This is a genomic window from Nocardiopsis sp. NPDC049922, assembly GCF_040660275.1.
In the GTDB taxonomy this organism is placed as follows: domain Bacteria; phylum Actinomycetota; class Actinomycetes; order Streptosporangiales; family Streptosporangiaceae; genus Nocardiopsis.
The window spans coordinates 40,570-60,557 of record NZ_JBFAME010000009.1 but is presented as its reverse complement, the minus strand read 5'-3'; the positions used below and the strand labels follow the sequence as shown (position 1 = coordinate 60,557).

The 19,988-nt window shown below is 70.2% G+C and carries 17 protein-coding genes and 1 pseudogene; 9 read left to right on the top strand and 9 right to left on the bottom strand.

Annotated elements, in window-relative coordinates:
- Positions 1–26: 26 nt before the first annotated feature.
- Together AB0I72_RS17740 and AB0I72_RS17735 are read right to left on the bottom strand one after the other, a co-directional pair.
- Entirely contained in the window at positions 27–911 is an 885-nt protein-coding gene (locus AB0I72_RS17740; protein ID WP_358569412.1) for a polysaccharide lyase, read from the bottom strand.
- Between the two features lie 98 nt (positions 912–1,009).
- Positions 1,010–1,684 carry a TetR/AcrR family transcriptional regulator gene (locus AB0I72_RS17735; protein ID WP_358569409.1) on the bottom strand — a complete coding sequence of 225 codons (675 nt, stop codon included), beginning with the start codon at positions 1,682–1,684 and terminating at the stop codon, positions 1,010–1,012.
- A gap of 99 nt (positions 1,685–1,783) precedes the next feature.
- On the opposite strand from AB0I72_RS17735, the gene AB0I72_RS17730 reads away from it, so the two are divergent.
- The 4 genes from AB0I72_RS17730 to AB0I72_RS17715 all read left to right on the top strand — a co-directional run bounded on the left by AB0I72_RS17730 (position 1,784) and on the right by AB0I72_RS17715 (position 5,385).
- On the top strand, positions 1,784–2,518 hold the full coding sequence (locus AB0I72_RS17730) for an NAD(P)H-binding protein (protein ID WP_358569406.1): 735 nt from the start codon (positions 1,784–1,786) through the stop codon (positions 2,516–2,518).
- 104 nt (positions 2,519–2,622) lie between these two features.
- On the top strand, positions 2,623–3,336 hold the full coding sequence (locus tag AB0I72_RS17725; protein WP_358569404.1) for a DUF4386 domain-containing protein: 714 nt from the start codon (positions 2,623–2,625) through the stop codon (positions 3,334–3,336).
- A gap of 143 nt (positions 3,337–3,479) precedes the next feature.
- Positions 3,480–3,758, top strand: coding sequence for a DUF1540 domain-containing protein (locus AB0I72_RS17720; RefSeq protein ID WP_358569402.1), 279 nt, complete (start codon positions 3,480–3,482; stop codon positions 3,756–3,758).
- 133 nt (positions 3,759–3,891) lie between these two features.
- Positions 3,892–5,385 carry a CYTH and CHAD domain-containing protein gene (locus AB0I72_RS17715; protein WP_358569399.1) on the top strand — a complete coding sequence of 498 codons (1,494 nt, stop codon included), beginning with the start codon at positions 3,892–3,894 and terminating at the stop codon, positions 5,383–5,385.
- A 44-nt stretch (positions 5,386–5,429) separates the two neighbouring features.
- Here AB0I72_RS17715 and AB0I72_RS17710 read toward each other — a convergent pair whose 3' ends face one another.
- Positions 5,430–6,194 (bottom strand): NAD(P)-binding domain-containing protein, encoded by a 765-nt coding sequence (locus AB0I72_RS17710; RefSeq protein WP_358569396.1) that lies wholly within the window; start codon positions 6,192–6,194, stop codon positions 5,430–5,432.
- Between the two features lie 292 nt (positions 6,195–6,486).
- Positions 6,487–7,062, bottom strand: coding sequence for a snapalysin family zinc-dependent metalloprotease (locus tag AB0I72_RS17705; RefSeq protein WP_358569393.1), 576 nt, complete (start codon positions 7,060–7,062; stop codon positions 6,487–6,489).
- 444 nt (positions 7,063–7,506) lie between these two features.
- On the opposite strand from AB0I72_RS17705, the gene AB0I72_RS17700 reads away from it, so the two are divergent.
- Complete coding sequence (locus tag AB0I72_RS17700; RefSeq protein ID WP_358569390.1) at positions 7,507–8,619, top strand: helix-turn-helix domain-containing protein; 1,113 nt, start codon at positions 7,507–7,509, stop codon at positions 8,617–8,619.
- 51 nt (positions 8,620–8,670) lie between these two features.
- On the opposite strand, the gene AB0I72_RS17695 is transcribed toward AB0I72_RS17700, so the two are convergent.
- The 4 genes from AB0I72_RS17695 to AB0I72_RS17680 all read right to left on the bottom strand — a co-directional run bounded on the left by AB0I72_RS17695 (position 8,671) and on the right by AB0I72_RS17680 (position 13,070).
- Positions 8,671–10,134, bottom strand: a complete 1,464-nt coding sequence (locus tag AB0I72_RS17695; protein ID WP_358569387.1) for a carboxylesterase family protein — start codon at positions 10,132–10,134, stop codon at positions 8,671–8,673.
- Between the two features lie 81 nt (positions 10,135–10,215).
- A complete protein-coding gene (locus tag AB0I72_RS17690; protein ID WP_358569384.1) occupies positions 10,216–11,079 on the bottom strand; it encodes an acetylxylan esterase in 864 nt (287 codons plus the stop codon).
- 261 nt (positions 11,080–11,340) lie between these two features.
- Entirely contained in the window at positions 11,341–12,309 is a 969-nt protein-coding gene (locus AB0I72_RS17685) for a hypothetical protein (RefSeq protein WP_358569381.1), read from the bottom strand.
- A gap of 188 nt (positions 12,310–12,497) precedes the next feature.
- A complete protein-coding gene (locus AB0I72_RS17680) occupies positions 12,498–13,070 on the bottom strand; it encodes a TetR/AcrR family transcriptional regulator (protein WP_358569378.1) in 573 nt (190 codons plus the stop codon).
- A 54-nt stretch (positions 13,071–13,124) separates the two neighbouring features.
- On the opposite strand from AB0I72_RS17680, the gene AB0I72_RS17675 reads away from it, so the two are divergent.
- Positions 13,125–13,940 carry an SDR family NAD(P)-dependent oxidoreductase gene (locus AB0I72_RS17675; protein WP_358569375.1) on the top strand — a complete coding sequence of 272 codons (816 nt, stop codon included), beginning with the start codon at positions 13,125–13,127 and terminating at the stop codon, positions 13,938–13,940.
- Between the two features lie 38 nt (positions 13,941–13,978).
- Here the strand turns inward: AB0I72_RS17675 and AB0I72_RS17670 are convergent.
- Positions 13,979–14,283 (bottom strand): annotated as a pseudogene (locus AB0I72_RS17670) (IS5/IS1182 family transposase); the annotation flags it as partial.
- Between the two features lie 1,051 nt (positions 14,284–15,334).
- On the opposite strand from AB0I72_RS17670, the gene AB0I72_RS17665 reads away from it, so the two are divergent.
- The 3 genes from AB0I72_RS17665 (at position 15,335) to AB0I72_RS17655 (ending at position 19,903) form a co-directional block, all read left to right on the top strand.
- Entirely contained in the window at positions 15,335–15,790 is a 456-nt protein-coding gene (locus tag AB0I72_RS17665; protein WP_358569372.1) for a hypothetical protein, read from the top strand.
- Between the two features lie 549 nt (positions 15,791–16,339).
- Positions 16,340–17,806, top strand: a complete 1,467-nt coding sequence (locus AB0I72_RS17660; protein WP_358569369.1) for a hypothetical protein — start codon at positions 16,340–16,342, stop codon at positions 17,804–17,806.
- Positions 17,807–18,541: 735 nt separating this feature from the next.
- Positions 18,542–19,903 carry an alpha/beta hydrolase gene (locus AB0I72_RS17655; RefSeq protein ID WP_358569366.1) on the top strand — a complete coding sequence of 454 codons (1,362 nt, stop codon included), beginning with the start codon at positions 18,542–18,544 and terminating at the stop codon, positions 19,901–19,903.
- Positions 19,904–19,988 lie beyond the last annotated feature (85 nt).

Genomic DNA, 19,988 nt, shown 5'->3' with positions numbered 1-19,988 from the left:
GTGCGGGTCGGCGGGACCGGGGGCGGTCACACGCAGCCGCCGATCTCGCAGAGGTCCCCGGGGAGGGCCGACACCCTCAGGTCGTCGTACCAGATGTGGCTGTCGTCGGCCGGAGCGAACCCCTCGGTGGAACCGCCGAAGAAGGACGAGAAGTAGGCCTTGTCCACCAGGTCGTCGTTGGAGACCAGGCGCAGGCCGGTGACCTCGGCGGCGGGCGCGCCGTTGTAGAGGACCTCGATCTCGCCGTCGGGGTTGGCCCGGCCGTCGGTCACGGTGTTGACCCTGAGCCGCTGCACGATGTTCACCCACTCACCCCGGGGGTAGTGGACGTCGGCGTCGTCCACGCGCAGGAACGCCTGGTCGCCGAAGCGTCCCTCCTTGTCCATGTGGTAGTAGTACACGGCCGCCAGGCCGTCGCGGCGCCAGATCATGCGGGAGCTGAAGCCGTTCTCGCCGTCGCACACCCTGCCGCCGGAACACCCGGCGCCCCCCGCCAGACCCAGGCCCAGTTTTCCGCCGAACGAGGTGGTCCCCCAGCTGAAGTCCTCGCTGAACCGCACCCAGAACGACACGTGGTACTCGCGTGCGGGGGCGAGCCTGAACGGCGCCTGCGCGCCGGAGTCCCGCGGGCCGATCCTCCCCGCGGGATAGGACACGCGCAGCGAGTGCCGCCCCGAGTGGGCGACGTCGTCGTCGACCAGGGTGCGCTCGTCCATGCCCCGGCCGCGAGGGGCGTGCCACCCGTCCTTCGCCCATTCCGACAGGGGGTAGGGGCGGCCCGCGGTCGCGCGCTCGAAGGTGTTGAGCCGGTACGCGATCGATGTGTCGGCGGTCGCGGGGGCGGTGTTCACCACGGTCACCAGGACCGTGGCGGCGAGGGTGGAGGCGAGCAGGGCGTGGGCGACCGTCATGCGGCGTCTCCGTTTCACGGCGGCGGCGTCGCAGTCATCCTCGTCGCCGCGCCACGCTCAGCCGGTGCACGACACGGGGGTCGGGTGGGTTCGCGCGGCTACCGCCAGGTCGCGCGGCGTCGTTCGAGTCCGTCGAGGATCAGATCGAGTCCGATGTCGAACTCCTCGGCGTACGCGTAACCGGGGCTGAGGGCGCGGTCGGCGATCATCTCGGTGAGGTGCGGGAAGTCGTCACCGGGGATCCGTTCCAGGATGGAGCCCGCCACGTCCTCCAGGTCGGCCGATGACGTGAAGGGCAGGCTGAGCTCCTGGAGCGTGAACCCGTAGACGTAGCCGTCCAGCACCGACAGCGCGTGCGCCGCCCCGGCGATCGAGAAGCCTCCCGCCCGCAGGCAGCCGATGACCGCGTCGTGGTGGCGCAGGGTCGCCGGGCCGGGGCTGGTCCGTGAGTCCATCAGGCTGACCGCCCACGGGTGCCGGGTCAGCGCGTCGCGCATCGAGACCGCCCGACGCCGCATCGCCGTCGGCCAGTCGACGTCGTCCGAGGGCAGTTCGATCTCGCCGAAGACGAGGTCGACCATGCCGTCGAGGATCGCCTCCTTGTTGCGGAAGTGGTGGTACAGCGACATGGCCTCGACGCCGAGCCGCCTGGCGAGGCCGCGCATGCTCGGCGCGCCGGCGCCGGTCTCGTCCGCCAGTTCGACCGCCGTGCGGAGCACCGTCTCCTTGCTCAGCGGGTCGCGGCGAGGCGGGTCGGTCGGCTCCGTGGTCACGGGGGTCCTCCTGTCGGGCTACCTGGATGCTTGACAACCTTACACTGCAAGGCTGTACCTTACACCGTAAGAGGGAAGCGCTGAGCGGAGGAGAGGGTCATGGAACCGACCGGTGTGGACGGCGTCGGGAAGCCGGGAGCGGGCAGGAGGGTGTGCGTCGTCGGCGCGTCGGGCAAACTCGGGCGCCACATGGTGCGGCACGCCCTGGACCTCGGATACGAGGTCGTCGGTGTGTGCCGGGAGCGGAGCGTGGACAAGCTCGCCGGGTTCGAGGGGCGGATCACCGTGATCCCCGGGATGACCGACGACCGCGCGGTCATCGCGCGGGCGGTGGACGGGTGCGACGCCGTGCTCACGGTGCTGGTGCCGTGGGGGGTGAACCACTACGCCACCGGTACGGCCCAGGCCGTGCTCGACCACGCGCGTCCGGGCGCCCGGCTGGTGTTCTCCTGCGGCTGGCACATCACGCGCGACGGGAAGGACGTGTACAGCCGGAGGTTCAGGCTGTACGCGGCCGTGTTCGGGCGGCTGGCCAAGCTGGCGCGTGTCGTCGACGTGGACGACCAGGTGGAGGCGTGCCGGCGGATCTTCGCCAGCGACACCAGCTGGACGGTCGTGCGGGGCAGCGACCTGGAGGAGGGCGAGAGCCAGGGCCTGCCGGTGTGGAGCCGGCACGTGGGCGACCCCGTCCTCGCGAGCAACCTGACCCGGCGCGTGGACTACGCCCGGTTCATGGTCGAGGCGGTGGACGACGACGCCCTCGTCCGCGAGGCCCCGGCCATCGTCGGTCGGCTGACCCCGTCGGCCCTCGCCCACGCCGGTGGCACGGCGTGAGGATCCGGGGCGCCCGATCCCCCCGTGTGACACGAACGCGCCGCGCGTTCCCGCCGCGGCCGGACGCGGCCGATCGACGTCCTGAACCGAGGAAGGACCACACCGTGAGGGAACCGAAGAAGCTCGCGAGGGTCGCGGGGTTCCTGTACCTGCTGGTCGCCGTGTTCACCATCTTCGCCGGGGTGGTGAACACGCGCGTCGCCGAGTCGGGCGAGGCGGGGGCGACAGCCGACGCCATCGCCGCCTCGGCCACGCTGTACCGCGTCGGCCTCGTCAGCGAGATGGTCGGGGCCACGGCGTTCCTCATGACGGCCATGGCGCTGTACCTGCTGCTCAGGCACGTCCACCCGATGGCCGCGGCCGCGATGGTCACGTTCGTCGCCGTCAGCGTCGCGATCCAGAGCCTGAACCTGCTCAACCAGCAGACGGCGCTGGCCATCGCCACCGGCGAGGACTTCGCCTTCGGCCCGACGGGCTCCGACCAGCTGGCGACGCTGTTCGTCGACATGCGCCACGACGGGTACCTCATCGCCCAGACGTACTTCGGCCTGTGGCTGCTGCCGCTGGGCTACCTGGTCATCAGGTCGGGCTACTTCCCCAGGGTGCTGGGCGTCCTGTTGATCATCGGATGCATCGGCCACCTCACCGACGTGTTCGCGCGCTTCCTCGCCCCCGATCTCGGCGCGAGCATCTCGCCGTTCGTCATGACCCCTCCGGCGATCGCGGAGGTGTCGTTCATCGTGTGGCTGTTGGTCAGGTCCGTACGGGAATCCGACCCGGGCACGCGGGCTCCCGCCGTCGCCCGCCCCGCCGTCTGACGGCCGAGCGTCGTGGGCCGCTTCCGACGTCGCACGGAAGCGGACCACGAACTCTCGTGACACGGGGTGATGTTCTGGATGTGGGGAGTCTGGCGTGCGAGGCTCTGCAGCGTCGCCGATGTCCTGGAGGGATCACTGTGAACATGCCGCTGGTGAACTCGTGCGAGGCGCATGCCTGCGCGTACAACACCGACCACTCCTGCCACGCTCTCGCCATCACCGTGGGAGACGAGCCCCGTGCCCACTGCGACACCTTCTTCGGGAGCGAGACCGCGGGAGGCGATCCCGTCCAGACCGGCCACGTCGGCGCCTGCAAGATGTCCGACTGCGAGCACAACGTCCACCTCGAATGCCAGGCCCCGGGCATCAACGTGGGCTACGTCGAGAACCAGGTGGACTGCCTCACCTACGCGCCGGCCTGACCCCGGTCGGTCGGGGCGAAACCCGTCGCGACGCCTTTCCCGTGGCGTCGCGCGGGTAGATGGTAGGCACAGGGCTCCACCACTCGCCCCCGTCCGTGCGGGTGCGGGACGCGACGCCGGAGGTGTACCACCGGTGCCCGACCACATCGAGATCGAGACCACCTACTCCGTCGACAGGCACACACCACTGCCGGACCTGGCCGACCTCGCGCCCGGCGGGATCGAGGAGCGGCCGCACGAGCTGGACGCCACGTACTACGACACCGACGACCTGCGCCTGGCCACGCGCCGCATCACGCTGCGCCGACGCACCGGCGGGACGGACGCCGGATGGCACCTGAAGATCCCGTGGGGCACGGACGCCAAACGCGAGTTCCACGCTCCGCTGGGTCAGGACACCGAGGCCGTGCCGTCCGAACTGGCGCGGCTCGCGGCCTCGGCCGCCCGGGGCGAGCCGCTGCGCCCGGTCGCCCGGATCGGCACCCGGCGCACCGAGTACGAGCTGCGCGACACCAGGGGCGAGCCCCTCGCCCTGGTCGCCGACGACACGGTCACCGGGGAGACGACCACCACCGTCGCGTGGCGGGAGATCGAGATCGAACTCGTCGAAGGCGGCCGCGAACTGCAGCGCGACATCGGTCAACGCCTGGCCTCGGCCGGGGCCACCCCCTCCGCGACCGGCACCAAGCTCCTCACCCTGCTCGGCGACCGGGTCGCGCGACCCGTGCCCCGCCCCGAGGGCGGGACCGCGGGCGACGTCGTCCTGGTCTACCTGTGGGACCAGGTGGAGCACCTGCTGGAACACGACCCCAAGGTCCGTCTCGACGAACCCGACGCCGTGCACCAGATGCGGGTGGCCACCCGCAGGATCCGCGCCGTGCTCCAGACGTTCCCCTCCGTCCTGGCCCGGAAGTCCACGCGGCCGGTCGCGGACGAACTCCGCCGCCTGGCGCGTGTACTGGGGCAGGCGCGGGACCTGGAGGTCCTCCGGGAGAGGTGCGCGCGGTGGATCGACGACCTCCCCGACCACGCCGCCGGGAACCGGCTCACCGACGTCTGGCTCCACGCGATCGACGACCACCGCGCCGCCGAGATGCGCCAGATCACCGAGGAGCTGTCGAGTCCGCGCTACTTCGCGCTGCTGGAGGCCCTGGACCGCCTGCGCGCCGACCCTCCGCTCACCGGGGCGGCCGACCGGACGCCGGGTCCCGTCCTGGCCCGCGACCTCGGACGGGCCTGTCGCCGGATGTCCGCCGCACACGACCGCGCGGTGACCGCCGAGGACGCCGACACGCGACTGACCGCCTGGCACGAGGTGCGCAAGGCCGCCAAACGCACCCGCTACGCCGCCACGCTCGCCGCTCCCGTGCTGGGCAAACGAGCCGCACGCGTACGGACGTGGGCGTCCGCCCTCCAGGAGGTGCTCGGCGAGCACCAGGACGGTGTGGCCCTGCGGACCTACCTCGACGAGCACGCACCGGCCCTGCTGGAGGCGGTGGACACGGACGCGGTCCTGGTCACCCTCGGCGCGGTGGCCGGGGCCGAGGCGGTGAGGGGGGAAACGCTCATCGACGAGGCGGCGCGCGTGTGGCGGTCGGGTCCGAGGACGCGCGACCAGTTCGCCTGAGGGCCTGACGACGGCGGCGCGAGGGAGCACGCGGAGGACCCGGGCTACCGCAGATCGGTGAGGAGGTCGTCGAGGGTCCGGCGCAGGGCCTCGGCGTTGGCGGGGCCGAACCAGGTGGTGCGGACGCGTTCGTTGATGCCGTTCGGGGTCTCGTGGTCGGCCGCGAGCCGGTGCAGGGAGCGGGTCTCGTCGCTCAGAGCGCGGCCGACGCCCTGGAACAGGCCGCGGACGTAGCGGTCCGCGTTGTCGGTGGCGACGCCGTGGGCGGCGGCCCACTCCGTGAGCGTGGCGAGGTACCAGTAGTGGCTGGTCAGCGTCGCCGTCAGTGCGGAGAAGACGTTGAAGACCGCCTCGTCCGCCACCGGGAGCGCCCCGCCCAGGCGCTCGAAGAGGGAGTCCACCACCGGGTGCGACGGACAGGTCACCGTGACGGAGCGGCGCTCGCGCACGGCGGGCAGGGGGATGGCCCGTACCAACGGGGCGCGGGTGGCGAGTGTCCGGCGAAGGTCGTCGTCGCTGACGCCGGCCATCACGTTGACCACCACCGTGTCGCCGTCCACCCGCAGGTCGGCCAGCGCCTCCGACCAGTCCCGCGGGCGCACGGCGATGACGACCACCTCGGAGCGGTCCACCACCTGCTGGTTGCTCGCGCACACGTGGACGCCCCCGTGGCGCTCGGACAGCTCCGCGACCGTCCGCGCCCCTCGGGGGGAGAGGAAGACCTCAGGCGGTTCCTCGACCCCGTCGCACAGCCCGTCCACGATGGCCCGGCCGATCTCGCCCACCCCGATGACGCCGACGCGTGTCACGGTGTCCACCTCCATGGTCGTGGGTTCATGGTGCAAGCGTGGTGACCAGACCGTCCGGTCCCGTGCACCGCCGGTCGAGGACGGCGGAGCTCCTCGGCGGATCCCGGCCATGCGTTCTCCCGGCGCCACCGGTCCATCGGGTGACGAGCGTGCCACCGGACGCGTCACCGAGCAAGGGGGTGACGTGGATCTCGCGTTCGCGAGCGAGGGCCGGGGGCGCGACGCCTCCGGCGGCGGCCCGCCAATGCGGGCCGCCGCCGAGGGCCGTCGGGTCCGGAGCCGGTGCGCCTGATCAGACGCGGTCGACCAGGAGCTGCCCGTCGGTGGCGCTCTGGCCGGTCAGGCCGCGGCCGTAGTTGGCCTCGACCCGCGAGCGCTCGGAGGCGTTGGGGTAGGGGTTGGTGCAGCTCACGCCGCCGGTCGAGCCCGACATCAGCGACGAGCACGGGCCGGGCTTGACGTCGGGCAGGCCCAGGCTGTGGCCGAGCTCGTGCGCGGCGATGCGCACGGCGTCGTAGCCCGCCGCGGTGCCCTGGCGGCCCATCCAGACGGTGACCCGCCCGCCCGGGCGCACGGGGCCCAGGTGGGCGCGGGGCCAGCCGTTGTCGGCGATGATGCGGATCTCGGCCCGCCGTCCGGCGGGGGCCGGCTCCAGGCGAACGTTGGTGACGCTGTAGTTCCACACGCGCACGGCCGAGGAGACGGCGGAGGTGTACTCCGCGGCCAGCCTGGCGTCGTAGTACAGGACGGTCTGGCGCAGCGGCTGGGACTGCTCCGCGGGTGCCGCGGTGGCCGGTGCGGCGCCCACCAGCGTCAGCGTCAGCGCGCTCAGCGCGATCAGGAGGGGTGTGAGGACGCGTCTCAGCATGGGGGTCTCCCTTGGGGGTGAGGGTGCTGATCCTTCGGTGACCCGGTGGGGTCGGCCTGATGCTATGTGTAGTGACGTATCACCACAAGATGTGCAGAACGCCTAATTTCTGGCACTGTGCACCGGCCTGGAGGGCCCGGGGCCGGTGCGTGCTGCGGCGGGCTCCAGACGGTGTCCTGTGACGGGGCCGCTCTGAACGGAGCACTCCAGAGGCGTGATCAGTGCGGTTCCCGGAGCCACAGGCTGCCAGGCCGCGGAAGCGTGGGCCGCGCGGGAACTGGGGCCACAACGCTCGGGTTTCGCTGTCACGATGGTTCGCCCCGTCGCTCCAGCCCTGCGGGCCAGATCCCTCCTACCGGAGTCACACCACCCCACGGGACATGACCGTTCGTACGCGCGTCGCCATCGTTGACGACCGTGTTCGGGCGGTGTGACGATGTGCGGATGTCCGACCTGCACACCCGTATGGCAGCGCTGAGCACTGACGTCACAGCGACCGTCATCGCGCGCTGTGGGGCGGAGGTGCCGTACTACAGGGACCTGCCGCGCCAGGTACTCGAAGGCGAGGTGGCGCGGTCGGTCGCGGCCGTTCACGCGCTGCTGCTGCGCACACTGCGCGAAGGCGGCGAGGTGCGGCCGGGCGACCTGACCCGGCTCATCGAATGGTCGGCCCGGCGAGCGGAGGAACGCGTCCCCCTGGAGGCCGTGACCGCCGCCTATCTCGTCGGCGCCCAGGAGTGGTGGCGGGCCCTGACAGCCACGGCGGACCCCGGCGAGCTGGCCGAGGCGGGCGCGAACCTGCTGTCCTGCCTGCACACGGCCATGCCCGCTGTCGTGCTCGCCCACCAACAGGCACAGGAGGACGTCAACAGCGAGGACAAGCGCGTCCGCCGCGCCCTGCTCACCGCCCTGCTGGACGCCCGACCGTATGAGGCACTGGCGGAGGCGGCACGGGTCGCGGTGACCGGGGAGCACGAGGTCGTGGCGTTCGCCTTCACCGCGGACCCGCCGACCAGGCTGGTGCAGTCCTCACTCGACGCCCACACGGGCGTCCCGGTGCTGATGGACCCTGTCGCGGGGATCGCGCTGCTGCCTGGCCGACCCGATCTGCCGGACCTGATCGCCACGCTCGCACGCGACCTGGGCGAGCCCCTGCTCGCCGCAGCCGCGCCGGCCACCGACCCGGCGGCCATCCCCCGGGCGTCCGCGGAGGCGGGTCGCGTGCTCGACCTGGTCCAACGGCTCGGGCGCCCACCCGGGCTCTACCGCCTCGACGACGTGCTGTTGGAGTACCAGCTCGCGCGACCCGGCGACGCTCTGGTCCGGCTGGCCGCCAAGCTCGACCCGTTGGAGGCGCACCCCTACCTGCTCCACACCCTGCGGGTGTTCGTCGACCGCGGGCACAACCGCCGCCAGAGCGCCCTGGCCTTGTCGATCCACCGCAACACCCTCGACTACCGGTTGCAGAGGGTGAGCGCGCTGACCGGGTTGGACCTCGCGGTGCCCGCCGAGGCACGCCTGCTCCAGGCGGCTCTCACCGCCCGCGAACTTCGCTGAGGCGTTCGTACCACGTGGTTCACCCGCGCACCTGTACCGGACAGCCATGTCTCAGAGCCACACGCGCAGCTCCTCATTCCGTGGTGCGAAGGCCAAACACGAGTCCGGGTCGTCGAAGACCATGACCGGCCGCCGTTCCGACCAGTCGGCCCAACCGGGATCCCCCGAGGCGGCGAAGGACACCCAGGCCCGGTGCATGGCGTCGGCCAGCGCCTGGGGAGCGCCGGAACCGGTCAGCTCCTCGCTGGAGCGCAGGGTGTCGAAGACGAAGCCGATCTCCAGCGCGTGGCAGGCGCCGAGGTTCAGCACGGGTGAGCGCCACGCGAACTCGTAGACGAACGTCCGGGGAGTCCGGGGCGCCTGAGGCGAGGGTGCGGGAACGGGTGACGCGGTCGAAGCAGGCGAGCTCGGCAGCCGTGAGTCCGCCAGCCGGTTCAGGGGTCCGCGCAGCAGCATGTCCGTGGCCATCTCACCGAGGATCTCCCCCGGCCTGGCCCCCGGCCGACCAGTCCGGTACATCCGCGCCACGCGCCTGGGGATCCGGAACTTCAGCAGCGCCAATCGCAGGGTGAGACCGCTGACCCGCTCGACCGTCCCGGTCGGCACGAACCACAGCCGGTACTCCTCCCGGTTGGCGCCCAGCAGCAGATCGACGTCGGCGGGCACCGGATCGACCGGCACCACGTCGTCGTCGACCACGATGTGGAAGCCCGGCCCACCGCCGATCGGGTCGGCCCCGCCGACGACCGTGTCCTGGACGTCCAGCAGCCGTTCGCGATCCACCGCCGCGAACGCCTCGGCCGTGGCGGGCGTCCCCAGCTCCTTCGCCATCAGCCGCACCGCCCTGGCGCCCTCGTCACGCGAGACGGTGTGCGGGGGCCCGCTCTGCATGATCGCCCGGCGGAACGACCCCCGCGCATGCGGGCTGGCGGTCAGGGCCGCGATGCTGGTGGCGCCGGCGGACTCGCCGAAGACGGTGACGTTGGCCGGGTCCCCTCCGAAGGAGGCGATGTTGTCGCGGACCCATCTCAGCGCCGCGATCTGGTCGAGCAGGCCGCGGTTGTCGGGGGCGTCGGGGAAGACCCCGAAGCCCTCGACCCCGAGCCGGTAGTTGACCGACACGAGCACCACACCGTCGCGTGCGAACGCCGACCCGTCATAGAGCGGCAGAGCCGTCGAGCCGTTGCGCAGCGAGCCCCCGTGGATCCACACCATCACCGGCCGCCCTGCGTCACCGCCGTCGGGCGCCCAGACGTTGAGGTTGAGGCACCCGTCCCCGGGGACGTCCACCGTGGGGATCAGCCGGTCCAGCGGCGACCGGTAGGGGCGCTGGGGAGCGGTCGGTCCGAACTCCAGCGCGTCCCGCACCCCCTCCCAGGGTTCGGCGGGGGCCGGGGCGCGGAACCGGCGGGCGCCGAAGGGCGGTGCCGCGTAGGGGACGCCGAGATAGGCCGCCACCCCGTCCCGAACCAGGCCCCGGATCCTGCCCTGCCGGGTACTCGCGATGGTGTGCATCAATGTCCTTTCGACGGACGATCAGCGAACCGCCCCCGGTCACCGGGGCCGGGAGCGGGATCGGTCAGGATGTGGAGGGGGTTACGGTGCGACGGCCGGGAACCGGATCGCGAGGTCGTTGCGGCGAACGTCCGACCACGTGTCGGAGTCGGTGCAGATGCCGCAGTCGGAGCCGAAGAACTCCGTGTAGGCCGCCTGGTCGTCCATCAGGTGCAGGCGGAACCACGCGGTCGTCGGCGCGGCGAACGGCCCGGGATGACCGACCACCGTGAAGTGGTCGGCGCCGCGGACCTCGCCGTAGATCGCCGGGATGTGGTCGGCGTCGTAGTAGAAGGCCTTGACCAGCCAGGGGAGGACGATACTGTCGCGCTGCCCCGCCAGGAGCAGCACGGGGTCGTCCACATCGTCGATGTCGGCCAGGGGCCCGGGCTGGATCGGCAGCACGGTGTCCACCCGCGGGTCGTCACCGACCACGATCGAGGCCGCGCCGCCCTGCGAGTGGCCCGACGCGCCGATGTTGTCCAGGTCGACCCGTCCGTGGAAGTCACTGCGGGAGTCGGCGTTCCTGCGTTCGAGCATGTCGATGCCCGCCCGCATGGAGACGCCGAGGTTGGACTGCGGGGTGTTGGCGGCGGCGACGATGAAGCCGTGGCTCGCCCAGTGCAGCAGCAGGTTCCGGTAGACCACGGGGAAGGCGAACGTGCCGTTGCCCCAGACGATCACGGGGTGGCGCCGGTCGCTGTCGGCGATGTCGCGCGGGTAGTACAGGGTGGTGACCGCACCGACGTCCACAGCCGTGGCGTAGGGGCCGGGGTCCCCGTATCCACCGGCGGACCCGGTGCCGAGATCGGCGTCGACGGGCGCGGGAGCGGCGGCGGCGCCCACCGGACCGGACAGCGCGAGAACGAGCGCGGTCAGCGGAACGAACAGTCGTCTTCTGAGCATGGGGGTGGCTCCTGACGTGGCGGAGGGCCGGATCCTGACTCCGTCCCACCTGGTTCGAGCTCACATCCTCGCCAAGAAACCAGCCGCTGTCGCTGCGCAACCGCGGCAAACCCCACCCCCGGAGTTCGTGCGATGTGCCGAATGGGGCGGCTCTGGGCCACGCGCGTGTCCCCGGCACGGAGTCCTGCAGGCGTTGGAAGGCCCGGATCGACTCGCGGCCCGTACGGCCAGGACGTGCCCTGCCGGAACGGCACGCACTTCTCAGTGCACGCACTCGCCGCAGGCGCACGGAGGCTCGTACATCTCCCGTCTGCGGTCGTCGGCACGGCGGGCCAGTCTGTGCTGCGGCAGATGTTCCTGCATCTGCCACCACTCCAGTGTGAAGCCGTAGTCGTCTTCACCGATGACCATGAGCGGGCCGTTCTCGCGCACGGGGAAGTAGATGTAGAGATCGCCCTCGCGGGCGAGCAGCGTGTCCGGGCCGGGCTCGGTGGGCTCGCCGCCCGAGTACTCGTAGACACGGCGGGTGTCGGCCGCGGTGATGTCGCGCAGGGGAGTGAGTACGAGGGGCCATTGGTCTGGATCGTCGGATTCCTCGACGTCGTCCGGTATCGGTGCGGGGCCGTCGGTCAAGGCGTGCAGCGTCCATGTCGGCATGTCGAGCGCGCGGCGAACCTCCTCCGGGGACAGTCCCGCACGGATCGCGTGCACGGCCAGTGTCTTCTCGGTGAGACCCGCGCGCCCGTACCTGGCCGCCTCTACCGCCAGATCGAGCCAGGGATACTCGGTTCGTCGGCCGTGGAGGGGGAGGTTCCCCGGCGCCGGGTCGCCGAGGTGATCGGCACAACGGCTCCCGGGCGCGGCGGGCGCCCTGTTGGAGCAGAAGGAGTGTCCGCACAACTCGACCACGCGCTGCGTACCGTGTTCGGGAACGAAGAGGGTACACGCGCGGAAGACCAGTCGGGGATCGTCGCCGACAGCGGTGAAGTACCGGATACGTTCGCGCGGATCGGCGCGCTCGACCTGGAACGTCCTCACCTCCCACGCGGAGAGGACATGCGCGGCCATGGCGAGCGCCAGGGATGCGAACGGCCGGAACGGGAGTGAGGTGGACTCGTCCAGAGTCGGGATCTCCGTGATGGGGCGACGGGAGTCCTCGTCGTCCAGGTGACGGGTCGCGAGAGCGAGGAGTCGCCGAGCATCAACGTTCGTGCTGTCGGTTGCTGTCACGGGGGCCTCGGTCTGTTTCGTTCCGGGTGTGATGGAGGGCTCACGGTCGCAGGGGGGTGGTGCGGATCAGGTGTCCAGGGCGCGGCGCTCCAGCACCTTCGCTGTCTCCTCCTGCCCTGTTTCGCGTCGTGCCTCCAGCAGGTCGGCGACGCCGCCCGGGTGGGTGAGGGGTGCGCACGCGGGGATGGCTAAGCGAGGACGCCGTGGAGCACCTGGTCGCGGAGCTCCGCCAGAAACCCCGGATCGCTCGGATCCGTGTCGGCCATCGCCCGCCCCAGAACGGCGAGCAGTAGCCCACCGAGCACGGCGTTGGCGGCGTCGGAGACGTCGACGACCCTGACCGCGCCGCTGGCGCGGCACTCCGTGAGGAGCTCCCGGAGCGGTCCGGCGATCCATTCGTCATTGGCTTCCAGGACCTCGGTCATCCGACCCGCCGCCCCGAGCGCGCCCAGCAGGCCCACGCAGACACCCGGCCGGCGCGCCAGGTAGCCGGCGAGAGCAGCCACCATCTCCCGCAACCGTTGCTCAGGCGGACCGTCCGGGTCGATCGCCTTGCGCACCGCCTGGGCTCCGTCCTGGGTGTGTGCGGTCAGAAGGAAGGCGAGCAGGTCGTCGCGACCGGCGAAGTAGTAGTACAGCGTGGCCCGTGACGCCCCGACCTGGTGGGCGATGTCCTCCAGTCGCGGCGGCGGGGTGGCGCCCAACACCTGCTCGCTGACGTCGAGCAGGCGCTGCGCAAGGTCGTCAGGTGGTCTCTTCACGGCGGACAGCCTATCCGCTTGCCCTGGATTCGAACTTAGATTACAGTCCAAACCATGGTTCAAATCTTGTCCTATGGTCCCTGGGCGGTCGTGACCGGAGCTTCGTCCGGTATCGGCCGCGCCTTCGCCGAACAACTCGCCGAGGCCGGACTGCACCTGGTCCTCGCCGCCCGATCCACCGACCGGCTGGAGGCGCTCGGCGCCGAACTCACTCAGGCCCACGGCGTCGAGTGCCGGATCGTCACCGTCGATCTCAGCCGCACGGGCGCCGCCGCGACCATCGTCGACGCGACCGCCGACCTCGACGTCGGTCTGCTCATCTCGAACGCCGGCGCCGGAATGCCCGGCCGGTTCCTCGACCAGGACGTGGCCGACCTGCACCGCCGGCACACCGTCAACGCCACCGCGCACCTGGACCTGGCCCACGCCTTCGGTCGGCGGTTCGCAGCCCGCGGTCGTGGCGGCATGGTCCTCGTCTCGGCACTGGGTGCGATGCACGGGTTGCCCAACATGGCCCACGAAAGCGCCTCCAAGGCCTACGCGCTCAACCTCGGAGAGGCCCTCCACCACGAACTGGCCTCGGCCGGAGTGGACGTCATGGTTCTGCTGCCGGGGAACGTGGACACGCCGGTCATGGACGCCTACGGCATCGACCGCGCCTCGATGCCCATCCGGCCGCTCCCGGTCCGGGTCGCCGTGAGGGAGGCGCTGGCCGCGTTCCTGCGGGGCCGCCCCACACACGTGCCGGACCGTCGCATGAGGGTGATGTCCCGTCTGCTGCCTCGCACCCTTTCCATCCGGATCAACGGACGCATGCTGGGCCGGGCCGCCCGGACCCTGGCTGAACGTGAGGCCGCCGCGTCCCGGTGAGGAGGGGTGCCGGTCCCCGGAGAGGCCGTCCCCAGGGCGGCCGGTTTGCGCCGTCGGGGTCCACGGCGGGAGCGGATCGGAGGAATCCCTTGTACCAGGGGGTTGTAGGGCCTGGCCGTCATGGGCGTTGGCCCCGGAGATCGTCATGGACAGGGGTAGACCGGTCCGTTCGGTGATCGGGTGGATCTTCGTCCCCTTCTTGCCTTGATCGACAGGGGTCGGAGCCGTCAGGTTCCCCATGGAGAGCGCGCGTGTTGACCGAGTTGGTCACGCACCGGGACCAGCCCAGCTCGCCCCGGGCGCCGAGTTCGTCCGGTACCAGCCGTTCAACCGTCGACACACGGCCGGATGACCGAGAACCCCGAATGAGATGACCTCCAAGCCCAGGTGAGGTGTGACGGGGCGCCGGTGGCGGGGTCGATGACAGCGACCGACAGTCCCTGCTCTGGGGTGTCGGACGCAGGGACGAACCCCGTGCATTCCGCGCCCTCGAGGCCGCACACGGCCGGTCCCGCCAGGGGCGCCTCCACAATGCCCGGTTCCTCCTCCGCGACGTCCCACACCGCCACGACCGAGGGCACCGCGCTGGGGGCGGCGTCGCCCGGCGGCGAGGGAGCCGGGACGTCGGCGGTCACCGGCTACCTGTATCTGCGCTTCCGCCGCGAAGGCCATCTCCTGAGCGAGCTGTCGCCCCTCTGCTGGACGCCGCGGCCACGCATGAGGGGAGCGACGCCTTGGGCGAGGCGCGGTGGGCACTCCCCGTCCGGGGCGCCGTCACCGGTACCGAGGAACACGTGGTTCTGTGGAACATCCACTCCCTGGCTGTGTACGACGCCCGGGAAGGGCGGGTGCTGTGGACGCTGGACTGCGGTACGGCGGAGGCGTTCGGATACGGTCCCGGCAGCCCTGCAGGGCCTACACTGCTCACCGACCTCGTCCACGCGATCGACAGCACTCTTCTGCTGGAGCCCGAGGAGGGGGAATCGCGCGACGGCGCATGCGGTGGCCGGGCCGTGATCGGGGTGGACATCGCGACAGGGCGTCAGTTGTGGTGTCTACCCGATGTTGGCACGGCTCTGACGGACCGGCAGAACGCGGAGCGCTCTCGGGCGAGGTCGTGGCCGACATAGGCGTCGTTGAGGCGGGTTTCGACGACCTTACCCAGGAGGAGGTGGATCGGTTCCGGGACGTGTCGCCCGAGGGTTCCCCGTTCCCCGCGGTGGGCCACGGTCAGCTGGCCACCTGGTTCGGTCCCCGGCTGTCCGTCTTCGACGCCACCGACGGCGGCTGCTGTTCCACAAGGAATTCGACCTGCCTCAGGCGCCTGACGAGCAGGAGGTTCCCGACCGGCGGGACCCGTTGTGGCCCAGGTGGTTCTGGGCGAGGAGACGACTGTGGCCGCCATCGACGGAGGACGGCGGGAGTACGTGGTCGACTTCTTCGCTCTGGATTCCGACGGAACGGTGCTCTGGGGTCGGGGCCACTCGGATCCCGGATCGAGGGAGCTGTTCGTCGGGGACAGCGAGTTGATGAGCACCCTACGGGAGTTCGGCGGTGTGTTCACCGTCTTCGAGCGGGAGGCGGACGAGGGCCATGACGTGATCGGTCTCGGAATCGCGCACGGCGACCTCCTCTGGGCTTCCGGATTCCCAACACGGACCCCCACCGGTCGCCGGGAGGACATCAGCGTGACAACCCTCCCCGGTGCGGTGGTCGCTACCCAGTCTGGGGCACCCGGGGCCACCGTCGTGTTCGAGCCTCCCGAGGGAGCTGCCCTCCGAGCGGTTCCACCCGGCACGGGACCTTGGACGGGGAGGGACGTGAAGGTTGTCTCCGCCGAAATCGTGTGACTGTTTCGTGCCTGGTGTGGTGTGTGTCAGGATCGCCTCCCGTCACCCCCGTGAGCCGGGTAGTCATCGTTTTCGATCTGGGGGCACACCTCGAACATGCTGCGGGGGTCGGTCGGCATTGTGCTACCGGAGGTGGTAGGGCAGTTGGTCGAGCGGATCGCGTGCCTGGTGCTCGGGGACGCGGGGAGGGGCGTCGGCATGTGAGAGGACGGAGTGGTTGACGGGGTCTGGTGTTGGTCCCACCCTGGATCCACCGGCGCGGTGCGTCCTTTGAGGTGAGGTGCCGCAGCCCGTTTGACTTGTGGTTTTGTGGCGCACCCGGCAGATTCGAACCTGCGGCCGTCGGATGAGAAGGTGCCTTCTCGTGTCCTTTCGTGTCACCCCATCCGATCCGTCGTGCCGTCTGGGGCCGTGGGATGCCGCCTGGTGTCGTGTCAGTACGGAACTGAAGAGCTCGAACCGGGCGCTCGCGGTGTCCGATGGCACCTCGCGAGACACATGCACCGGGTGCGTGGGGGCGGTTCGTGATCGTGTGTCAGGGTTTCGGGCATGAGCTCTCGATCCCCTGAACCGCCCGGCCCGGCCCTGGCAGCGTTGGGCACCCTACTGGATCGCTCACTCTCCCAGATCGCCGACGCCGCTCGTGACGCGCGCACCTTCGACCGCGAGACCATCAGGGCTGTCTCCGATGTGTGGGACAACACCACCTACCCCTTGTTCTGGGCCGCGACCGGCCCCTCCACCTGGTCGCGGGAGCGGCGTGCCCGCGCCGCGCTGGAATGGATGGCCCGGCTCAGACCGACGCGTCGGCAGTGGATGGTGGAGCAGGCCGCGGTCGCTGGACACCGGATCGACACGCTCATCCGGTCCGCACCTGAGCTCCGCAACACCCCCTACCGCGACTACCGGGGCGTGGTCCGCCCGGTGTACTTTCGGTGGACGCCCGAGGCACTGGCCGATCTGGCGGCCGACTACGTTCTGGACGAGGCCACTGTCCGCCACCTGGATCTGGAACGGACCGGTACCCGGCTCTCGGGCTTCCTCATCCTGGACCTGGTGCGCTCCTACGATCCGGGCGAGAACGCCTCGGCTCCCTGCGCACTCCACGTGCACCTGGACGGTGTGACCGAGGCCGACATCGACACCGGCGCGCCGCCCGGGGCACGTCTGGAGTCCACCCCGGGAGGGGTCGTGATCGGTCTGGGAGCGCACGGGGTCCTGCGGGCACGGGAGGCGTCGATCCGCCTGGATGATGGTTGCTGGCACCTGTCGGATGCCGGTCGCAGGGCCGACGCGCAGGTCCCGCCCCGTCAGGACAAGGCTCGACGTCCGGATCCACCGAAGGTGGGAGAGTTGGAGGGCTCGGTTCAGGGCGCGGCGTTCTTCGTGCTCTGGTCCATGCTGCGCATACGTTCGGTGCGTTTCCCACGGGAGGTGGCACACGTCCCGGTGCAGGCGTACTGCCGTGCCCTCCAAGGGGCCGGAGGAGACATCCTGGCGGCGGGCGCTCTTCCCCGACAGCAGCGCGAAGCGGCTTTCCGCACCCTGGTCACCGTCTGGCTCCGACGCGGCGGGCCCGACCTGGTTCCGGACTGGGGAGTGCTGCTCAAGGGTGTTCCCGATGCCAGGGAGTTGGCGCGCGGGGCGCGCGAAGACCTCATCAAGGAAGGGGCTGCCCCGCCCGCACCCGCGCCCGACCGTCGGGTCACGGACGGCTTGGAGCGGGCGGGGCTGCGGATGGTGTCCTACACCGCCGCGCACACCGAACGGGGCTCCCGACGTGAGGCATCGACCATGGCCCACCTGGCCGTGCCCGCCGAGGACGCGGGCGCTCCGTGGCGGATGCGGGTTCTGCGGGCGGACGATCCCTTTCGCCTTCGGGTACGGGCCGCGGCGTTCGACGGGTTCGGGGGTGTTCGCATCGACAAGGACGAAGACGGGCGGGAGACCCTGATGGTGGGCGACGGTGACTTGGCCTTGGACGCTCGCGCCTGGAGTGAGGAGCCTGGACGGTAGTGGTCTGAGGTGGGTCTGGGGTGGGGGTGCCGGTTGCGGTGTGGAATACGTGCTTCGCGTTGGATGGGGCTGCGGTGAGCGTTGCCGGGGTCGCCTCCCGCCACTCCCGTGAGCCGGGCCGCCGTCACTCTCGATCCTGGGGTGCACGCCGAGGGTGATGTTGGGGCCGCCGGCATCGTTCCGCCGGAGGTGGCGCCGTAGACAGGTGAATGTGCTGTCTCTCTGGTGTGAAGCGACTCCGGAAGGGCCCGTCGGCGCGCGAGCACGGGGCGTGAGCAGAGGACCGGTCCCACCCTGGACCCATTGACAGGACGACCTCGTCAGGCTCTAGCCAGATCAGGTTGTGACCTGGGGCTTTGTGGCGCACCCGGCAGTATTCGAACCTGCGACCATCGGATTAGAAGTCTGGTTACGTAACGCCACGTGTCGCTACGTACCGTTTTGTGCCACCCCATCCGATCCGCCGTGCCGTCTGGGGCCGGATGATGCCGCCGGGTGTCGTGTCAGTACGGAACTGAAGAGCACGAACGGAGCACACACGGCCGGTTGGTGGCGTCCGATGGCACCTCGCGAGGTGGGGGAGCCCCCACCACTGAGACGCTTCCCTCCTGCCATTGTCCTGTTTCAGATAGCCCCTGCCTGTCCAGAACTGGCCAAGCGAGTATGGCGACGGGGAATCACTATCCGCTATGCATCGTACCTGGTCGCAGTGCCTAATGCTGGAAAAAGAGAAGGATGATGCTTTCTGCTCGCATTCGTGGGAAGTCGAACACGTCCGTTCTGACGTTGGAAAACACCGGCTACCAGAAAAACGTTCTCCTGGTTAGCGCGGCGCTTGGCCGCATCGACGAGTTCGGCGCCGACACCCTGACAGCCCAGGGTGTGACCCAGGAGACAGCGGAGGAGCAGTACCTGCAGACCGTCCGCGACGCCCTGTTGGCGGAGCACTCCCGGGCCAGGTCGGATCTGGACGACGCGACCGACGACGCCAAGTCGGCCCTGACCAACGGTCCGACCACGGGCTCTTGGCAGCGGATCGAGGACGCGGGCCTGATGACGGGCAGGGAGATCTTCCTGTTCGGCGGTCAGACCAACCCCGAGGTTGAGTTCGAACCTCAGGACGACTGGTCGGCCGAGGAGATCGCGGACTGGTGGTGGACGCTCGCCCCCAACCAACAGGACCATCTGGCGCAGGAGTACCCGGACGAGTTGAGAAACCTTGACGGCGTCCCTGTAGTCGTCAGGGACGAGCTGAACCGTGCGTATCTGGAGGAACAGATCGAACATCTCGCCTCCCCCGGAGTCGCGAACAATCCGTTCGAGCTCGCGAACCTGCGGGAAATCCGGGACGCGATCGAAGGTGACGACAACAAGTTCCTCATCTACTTCGACCCCGATGCCTCCAGCGGTGGGCAGGCAGCCATCTCCACCGGCAACCCCGACACTGCGGCCAATGTTTCCACGATGGTCCCCGCTATGTTCAACGACATGGGCACCATGCAGGAACCGATCGCACGCTCCGAGGAGCTCTACACCCAGATGACCGAGAGCGATCCGAACGGTGAGCACGCGTCGATCGTTTGGACGGGCTATGACGCCCCGCCGTTCGGGGAGTGGGATTCAACGAATGGGGCCACAGCCCTCGTCTCGTTCCAGGAAGGACTGCGTGCTACACATCAGGGCGATGTGCCTTCGCACAACACCGTGATCGGGCACAGCTTTGGAGCCTATATCGCGGGTGCCGCAGCCAATCCCCAAATCGGTGGTGGGCTGGACGCCGACTCACTGGTCTTCGTCGGCGGCGCCGACGCGAGTGTCGACCACATCGGCGATCTGTCCGTCGAAGAGGACAACGTGCACGTCATCCAGGGGGACGATGACTGGATCGAGGATGCCAGAGATCGGTTCGGCATCGTCATCGAGGGATTCGGCACCCCTCTGGACAACGATGAGTTCTTCGAGGATCCGAACAACCCCGGCGAGGAGCTCGGCCACAGGCTCGACCCCGAAGCGGACACAGGCCACAGTGGGTACTTCGAGGACCCGGAGACGCTCGACTATCTGGGCGATGTCCTGACAGGGGGAACCGGCCGGTGAGCACGGAATCCACGCCTGTATTTTCTTCCTGGATCAGACGAGCGACTGGGCAGGACCTCTCGGCGGAAGGACCTCCTTCCGCTAC